The following is a 2,676-nucleotide window of genomic DNA, read 5'->3' as shown; positions in this document are numbered from 1 at the left end:
GGATTGCAAAAAGCCTTCTACGTCTTTTTCACCCGTTGAAAGCGCGGTGATTTTCCAGCGTGAAAGCTCATCATTGCCGCCTTCTTTCATTCCTTTGGCCCGCCCTTTTTCATTGAAAAGTGAATAGGCGATATTTTCCACATCATAAATCTTTTTGGCTTGCCCCAATTCATCAAGGGTAATAAAGCCGTCATTTCTAGCCGCGGCTTCGTTGCTTAAGGCGGTGGCGGTAGTGTTCCAACTCAAATCAATTAAATCAGGGTTGCCATAAAGACTATTGGCAATGTTAAGCGTGGTTGTTTTCCCCTTACTTGAAGAATTGAATAAATGAACGCCAAAACTTTTTGCATTAATCAGGCGTAAAAGTGGGCTAGCTAAGGCGGTAGCAATGCCTAACATCATAGACGTGTTTTTGTTAGCATAGCGGGCAATTTCTTGTTGCCAGCTTTCAAGCGTGCCTTTGGTGTCATAGCCGCCCGCATTGGCGCTTTTGTTTTTGAAGATAATAGGTTGGCTAGGTTCGCCCAAAATCTCACCGCTAGGCAATAAATACGCCCCATTATGCCAACCTGTGGAATGCGTAACCGCCCAACATTGCACATTCAGCCCCAAGGCGTGAAAATGCTCAACAAGGTTTTGTGCAATCCCTGTTTTCGGTGTCATTTTAAAGCCTTGATTTTTGAGCAATCGCCAAGCGGTATCAGTGCCAAAATCACCGCAATTTATGGCTTCAATGCGGGGTTCTTTTTCATCTGGGTTGTGCCATTGGAAAATATAGAAATAATCGCCGTTTTCGTTTTTACCTTTGCCGACTAATTCCAGTTTATCGCAGATCCATTTCAAATCTTCTCGCAGCACCTCGCCTGTGTCTTTATCTAGCTTAGGCACAACATAAAATAGCCCCTCAAGTAGCCCATTCTCTCTATAATCAATGTAAGGCGATGTTTTCGGGCCGTTTTGGTCAATGCTGGCTTGTGCGATGATTTTTGCCGTTTCCGCTTCGCCTTTGCGTATGCGCTCAATATAGGGGCTGAAGTTTTCGATTAATTCCCCAGTTGCAACATTATGCAAAGAAACCACTTTTGCGGCGGTTTTTGTGGCCAAATTATGGCAAATTGCTGTGCGTTGTTGCTCGCTTAATTGCCCGCATTCAAACAGTTTAATGTATTCTTGCGTTTTTGGTGCAAGGGTAAGTGCGGGAATATTTTTAAGCGGATTTTCACCAAAAATATAAGGCTTGAAATCGCAGCCTAATTTAAGCAAGTTTTCATTGAGCATTTGCCATAATGTGCCATTTCCGTTATCCCACGCTTGCCACGCTTCATCACCAATTAGAATGATTTGATCTTCTTGCGGTTTTGGTTTGCTTGGTTGATATTTTCTTTTTCCGTTCATCATAATTTCTAACCTTTTTTGCGTTGCTCACCGCCTTAAATGAATAAGGCGGTGAATTAATTAAGCGGGTAATTGAGCCGTTTTGTTCCGTTGTGGCATTGTTTTATTTGCTTGCCTTCCGAGACTTAAGCGATTGGCGGCTTTTTCCGTTGGAATATGTGCGGCTAAATAAACAACCAATAAAGGCAATTTTGTGTACGTCATTATTGCCCCCTTGTTCTGCGTCTTGCCTGCTTTTGGCGTTGTAGGTGCTTTCTGCGGGCTTTTTTCTGGTTGCGTTGGATTTCTTTTAGCTGCTGCAAGCGTGCCGCCCGTTTTTGGGCGATCTGTTCGGCGTATTCTGGCAACATTAACGCCATTTCTTCCGTATTATTGGCGAAAAACTCAATAAGCGTGCCATCTGGTAGGGTAATGCGTTTAGTGATCATCATTGCCCCCTTGCTCTAATAAGAACGTGCTGAATTGGTCGAACTCTCGTTCTAAATTGTCATTCAGTAATTGGGCGATAATCATCAAATCAAAATGAATGCACTGCTTGGCGTAAATCAGTTCCTTATCTTTTGAAGTCATATACTCTTGAAAATTGCGATCCATCACTTCAAAAAGCGAGTTGTTTAAGCCAATTAAGTTAGATAAGGCTTGCAATTTTTCACTTAATCCCGTTTCTTTGTTGGGTTGTGGGCGATAGTGGCGCATTAGGTTTTTAATGCGTTGTATGCTTTTTTTATTTGAATTAGACATATAAGCCCCCTTTCATTCTTGCCACAAAAACGGCTTTTTCACGGCTTAAATTTAAGAATTGGCGGGCTTGTGCTTCGCTTTTGGCATAGGTTGAAATGTGTAGGCGTGTGCCTAGCAATTGAAATTTGTAGATCATTGCTGATAGCTCCATTTGTTGAATAATTTGGGCTATCGCTAAACTTCTCACGGTTTGGCGATAGCGTGTAGCAGGGTGAGAAACTGCGACAAATGGAACGCAGCCAACCGCAAAGGGTTGCCCACTACACGCCATCATAGAGAGAATCACCGCTGGGCGGTTTTCTTTGGGGGTGTGAAATCTACGAACAAAAAAAGCACGGGTTGGCGTGCTGTTCGCCATTTGTTTATTCAGCTTCTCACGGCTGGCTTTCGATTTTGCGAAAGCGAGAATACTGTAATTTTCAAAGGTGTTTTCTGTCAAGCAAAAATCTGCAAAAAAAGCACCGCACTGATAAAAAAATGACGTGAATGCCTTGATTTTAAGGCGTTTTGGTGTATTATGAAATTTATTCATAGCCTTTC

At 42.6% G+C, this 2,676-nt stretch carries 5 protein-coding genes; all 5 read right to left on the bottom strand.

Going from position 1 to position 2,676, the window contains the following annotated elements; all coding sequences use genetic code 11:
• Nucleotides 1-1,398 (bottom strand): DUF927 domain-containing protein (locus tag ACLS0A_RS10905; RefSeq protein WP_416083488.1); only part of this gene is annotated, 1,398 nt, incomplete at its 3' end.
• Between the two features lie 57 nt (nt 1,399-1,455).
• A complete protein-coding gene (locus ACLS0A_RS10900) occupies nt 1,456-1,599 on the bottom strand; it encodes a hypothetical protein (RefSeq protein WP_416083489.1) in 144 nt (47 codons plus the stop codon).
• Entirely contained in the window at nt 1,599-1,826 is a 228-nt protein-coding gene (locus ACLS0A_RS10895) for a hypothetical protein (protein WP_416083490.1), read from the bottom strand. The genes ACLS0A_RS10900 and ACLS0A_RS10895 overlap by 1 nt, the downstream gene beginning before the upstream one ends.
• A complete protein-coding gene (locus ACLS0A_RS10890) occupies nt 1,813-2,136 on the bottom strand; it encodes a hypothetical protein (protein WP_416083491.1) in 324 nt (107 codons plus the stop codon). The genes ACLS0A_RS10895 and ACLS0A_RS10890 overlap by 14 nt, the downstream gene beginning before the upstream one ends.
• A partial coding sequence (locus ACLS0A_RS10885) for an ash family protein (RefSeq protein WP_416083492.1) occupies nt 2,129-2,676 on the bottom strand: 548 nt, incomplete at its 5' end. The genes ACLS0A_RS10885 and ACLS0A_RS10890, both read right to left, overlap by 8 nt.

The sequence above is a fragment of the Avibacterium volantium genome, assembly GCF_049366555.1.
In the GTDB taxonomy this organism is placed as follows: Bacteria; Pseudomonadota; Gammaproteobacteria; order Enterobacterales; family Pasteurellaceae; genus Avibacterium; species Avibacterium volantium_A.
Note: the sequence above shows the minus strand (reverse complement) of the source record. Positions and strands in the feature narration are given on the sequence as shown.